Below are 4212 nucleotides of genomic sequence, written 5' to 3'. Positions count from 1 at the left end.
CAGGAACTTGCGGCACCGAACCGGATGACCGCTGTGGAAAGTTTGTTTACCGAGGATATTTTACGGGTTCTGAATCTCGACCTTCACAAGAGGTCGGTGGGGCATCACGCACCCTATCAAAAGAAGTTGAAAATATATACGTCGATAAGATGTTGATTATAAAGAATATAAATGTTTAACTAATAAATCGAGATCCACTTTTATTTGGATTTCAACTGGAAACACAGATATGAAAAGATTCATCAGAACAATGATCGTCGCAGTGATCGCCGTGGCAGCGGCATCATGTAGCGGACAGAAGACTACCAAGGCACTCCTCCCGAACGTCAGTGGAAAGGCGGGAGAGGTCATCGTGGTCGCAAACAAGGGCGAGTGGGACGGCCTCCTCGGAACCACTGTGCGCGACAACCTCGCCTGTGACTGCGACTACCTCCCTCAGTCGGAGCCTCTCTACACCCTCGTGAACATCACTCCTGCGACCTTCACTAACATCTTCAAGATCCATAGGAACCTTCTCCTCTATAACATCAACGCTCAGGTTCCGAACCCTGGCGTGGTGTTCAAGAGCGACGTGTGGTCACACCCTCAGTGCGTCATCCAGATCAATGCCGTGGATGAGGAGCAGGCGAACGAGCTGACCCTCGAGAACATGGACAAGATACTTGCGTTCATCGAGCAGGCTGAGCGTGATCGCGTCATCAACAACGCGAAGCTCTATGAGGAGCGCTCTATCCGTCCGGTGGTCGAGGCCATGACCGGTGGTGCGCTTGCGGTGCCTTCAGGATATAAGATCAAGAAGTCTACTGAGGATTTCCTCTGGCTTGCCTACGAGTCCACCTACATCTACCAGGACATCTTCGTATACAAGTACCCTGCTACCCAGTCTGCGGACGAGTTCTCTCAGCCTAACATCATCGGATACCGTAACAGCGTTCTCCAGGCCAATGTTCCGGGAATGTTCGACAATACATATATGACCACCAGCACCTATGCGGAGCCTCGCGTTACCTACATGAAATATAAGGGTCGCGAGTTCGCGGAGACCAGGGGACTCTGGGAGGTTGCGAACGATTACATGGGTGGTCCTTTCGTCTCTCATTCGTTCTACAGCCAGGACGGAGAGGACATCATCGTGCTCGAGGCATTCGTCTATGCACCACGCTATGACAAGCGTCATTACCTCCGTCAGGTCGAGTCGATTCTCTACTCTTTCGAGTGGTCTGAGGCTCCGGAAAAGGAAACAAAATAATTTTGTGGACTAAAATATTTTATTTACCTTTGCAGTCCAATTTTGGAATCCTGTGGGATTACGGTGGGTTCGTATAACGGCTAGTACTCGAGATTTTCATTCTCGCAATAGGAGTTCGATTCTCCTACCCACTACTGAAAAATATAAAAAATACAGTAATGGCACATCACGCATCAGCACAGAAGCGCATTCGCCAGAGCGAAAGGCGCAGAATGCATAACAGGTATTATGCAAAGACTACCAGGAACGCAATCCGTTCTTTGAGGAACACTGAGGACAAGGCAGCAGCTGCTGCACAGGCTCCAAAGGTATTCGCAATGATTGACAAGCTCGCTAAGGTGGGTATCATCCACAAGAACAAGGCAGCTAACCTCAAGAGCGGTATCGCTGTTTACATCAACAAGCTTTCATAACGAAAGGAACCTCAAAGGTTTTCTTATAGCTAATAGAGAGTCGGCTGTGAAGCCGGCTCTCGATGTTTAAAATCGAGAAGTAGCGCAGTTGGTAGCGCACTACGTTCGGGACGTAGGGGTCGGGCGTTCGAGTCGCCTCTTCTCGACACCATGAAGATGATTAGAACTTTACACATGATGGCCGGAGCCTTGATGGCGTCGGCCGTCCTTGCTTCTTGTGCCGGCAACAACGCCGCTCAAGATGATGCCCAGAACGTACAGATGGTGAAGGCGGGCTTCTCCGCAGCGGACTTCGATCCGGTCTATGACGACGATGCCGATCCTGCGGTACAGATTCGAGATGCGGTGGAGGAGGCTGCTCGCAGCGGCAGGTTCGTCGTGTGTCAGGTTGGCGGCAACTGGTGCAAATGGTGTCTTCTCTTTGCGGATTCCATGCTCAAGGATGAAGAGATATCAAAGCTCATTGACGAGAGCTTCGTCTATGCCCATATCAATGTTGACAAGACTGACTCCAACGGCAAGCGCATACGCTTCACCGAAGCAATGGACATGCTCGGCAATCCGGTGCGTTTTGGATTCCCGGTCTTCGTCGTGCTTGACCAGGATGGCAAGGTTCTCCATACCCAGGACTCGAGTTTCCTTGAGGAAGGCAATGGATATGACCGCGAGAAGGTGCTCCGTTTCTTCAAGAATTGGACTCCCAAGGCCTTGGGCAGATAAACATGGACAATAACAAGTTGTATGGAGCGATGCTCGAACGTCGTGACCCTTCGCAGGTGGAGGGCCTGTCACGTTTTTTCAAGACCGGTCCGGGCCAGTATGGCGAGGGAGACGTTTTCCTTGGTGTCAAGGTCCCTGTTACCAGGGCTGTCGTCAAGGAACTGTGGAAGGACCTGACCATGGAAGAGGTAGGGCAGTGCCTCCAGAGCGAGTACCATGAGATCAGGCTGGCGGCTCTTCTTGCTCTCGTACAGAAATACAAGCACGCAAAGAAGGATGAGGTCTTGAGGCGACAGTGCGTGGACTTCTATCTCTCCAATACGGAATTCATCAATAACTGGGATCTGGTGGATCTCAGCTGCTATGAGATACTCGGCGACTGGGTGCTTACCCACGGCAGGCAGATACTCTATGACCTGGCTGCAACTGGCAAGACAATATGGGAGCAGAGGATAGGAATCGTTTCTACCATGCAGCTGCTCCGACATGGAGAGCTTGACGACACATACAGCATCGCCGAGATCTTCCTCCGGAAGCCGGCTCCTCTCCACGATCTCCTCCAGAAGGCAGTCGGGTGGCTGCTTCGTGAGGCAGGCAAGAGGGATCAGGCGCGTCTGATGGCGTGGCTTGAACCTCGCTGTTCGACCATGCCTCGCACCGCTCTGCGGTATGCTATCGAAAGGTTCTCGCCAGATGTTCGCGACCACTATCTCGGTCGTAGATAATTGCTGACTTCGCTCTCTTTTCCTATATTTGGAAAACAATTTCAGAGATGGAAAAGGAGAGAATCGTTTTTGCGGATTACCTGTGAGTCGTGGCTTGCTTTCTTGTCATGCTCGTACATGCTTCAGAGAATTTTTACGGTGCTGACAGCTCCGGAATGGCAGGCAATGTGTCCATGCTCGCTAACGAGGCAAATCGCTTCTGGGTGGCATTCTATGACGGTTTTTGTGCCAGGACCTGCGTCCCTCTGCTCATGATGCTCTCGGCCTTCCTCCTTGTGCCTATGAGGACGGGGACGACGATGTCGGAATTCTATCGCAAGCGCTTTCTCAGGATTGTTCCGCCTACCATCGTCTTCATGCTGGCATACTGTCTGGTGCCTCTTCTGTGGGGTGCGATGAGCTGGGAGCAGAGCGTCGCCGACCTGAAGATGATTCCATGGAATTTCCCGTCGATGGCCGGACATCTCTGGTTCATCTATCCGCTGATAAGCCTGTATCTCATCATTCCGATAGTGTCTCCGTGGTTTGAGAAATCGTCGGCAAAGGACGAGAGGATTTTCATGGGATTGTTTGCTGTCTCTACCTTTATTCCGTTCATACACCGTTTCATAACCGCTGGTTTGCCGGGGTTTAAATGGGCTTTTTGTCCCCCGAAATGACCGATAATCTTTGAATTGGGGCAATAGTTCGTTAATTTTATAAAAGTTACGCCGCGGCGCGAACGCCGTAGAATAAAAGTTCTTTGAAATCAGTATTATTTAATCGCATGTTCGGGGATTTTCCGGACATTGCAATAAATCGATCCACCATTGCAGCGTTATGCAGCAGGGTTTTGGTTGAACCGACCGAGAGATCCATCCCTTGCTGACGGGCAAAGGCCCTTGCGAGGTTGACGGAAGTGAGCGAAGCATTGAAGGCAAACGACAGTGCCTCCTTGTTCCTCGCCTGACAGTGAGTGAGGCCAGTGAACTGCTTGGCATCGCGGAAGACGAACTCCAGTTGGAAGCGCGTCCGGTAGATGTCGAAGATATCGCGGGCAGACATTGAGGTGTCAGTTGAGAAGAAGACCTTCCTGGTCTGACGCTTCTTGTCAGTGTCTTCGTAG

General features: G+C 51.2%; 6 protein-coding genes and 1 tRNA gene. 6 read left to right on the top strand and 1 reads right to left on the bottom strand.

The genetic code is table 11. The features are described 5' to 3' along the window. The first annotated feature begins 229 nt into the window (after nucleotides 1-229). The 6 genes from AC06ND_RS01250 to AC06ND_RS01225 all read left to right on the top strand — a co-directional run bounded on the left by AC06ND_RS01250 (nucleotide 230) and on the right by AC06ND_RS01225 (nucleotide 3766). The gene (locus AC06ND_RS01250) at nucleotides 230-1249 is read left to right on the top strand and encodes a DUF4837 family protein (RefSeq protein ID WP_475677180.1); all 1020 of its coding nucleotides are present in this window, start codon (nucleotides 230-232) and stop codon (nucleotides 1247-1249) included. 158 nt (nucleotides 1250-1407) lie between these two features. Then, nucleotides 1408-1662, top strand: a complete 255-nt coding sequence (rpsT, locus tag AC06ND_RS01245; protein WP_475677179.1) for a 30S ribosomal protein S20 — start codon at nucleotides 1408-1410, stop codon at nucleotides 1660-1662. Nucleotides 1663-1735: 73 nt separating this feature from the next. Further along, nucleotides 1736-1808 (top strand) — tRNA-Pro (locus AC06ND_RS01240). Between the two features lie 10 nt (nucleotides 1809-1818). Next, nucleotides 1819-2382 carry a DUF255 domain-containing protein gene (locus tag AC06ND_RS01235; protein ID WP_475677178.1) on the top strand — a complete coding sequence of 188 codons (564 nt, stop codon included), beginning with the start codon at nucleotides 1819-1821 and terminating at the stop codon, nucleotides 2380-2382. A gap of 2 nt (nucleotides 2383-2384) precedes the next feature. After that, the gene (locus AC06ND_RS01230; protein WP_475677177.1) at nucleotides 2385-3107 is read left to right on the top strand and encodes a DNA alkylation repair protein; all 723 of its coding nucleotides are present in this window, start codon (nucleotides 2385-2387) and stop codon (nucleotides 3105-3107) included. 89 nt (nucleotides 3108-3196) lie between these two features. Continuing rightward, complete coding sequence (locus tag AC06ND_RS01225) at nucleotides 3197-3766, top strand: acyltransferase (RefSeq protein WP_475677176.1); 570 nt, start codon at nucleotides 3197-3199, stop codon at nucleotides 3764-3766. A 46-nt stretch (nucleotides 3767-3812) separates the two neighbouring features. Here the strand turns inward: AC06ND_RS01225 and AC06ND_RS01220 are convergent. Further along, a partial coding sequence (locus tag AC06ND_RS01220; protein WP_475677175.1) for a transposase occupies nucleotides 3813-4212 on the bottom strand: 400 nt, incomplete at its 5' end.

The organism is Candidatus Cryptobacteroides sp. (assembly GCF_056207615.1).
This window is presented reverse-complemented; position numbering and strand designations above follow the sequence as displayed.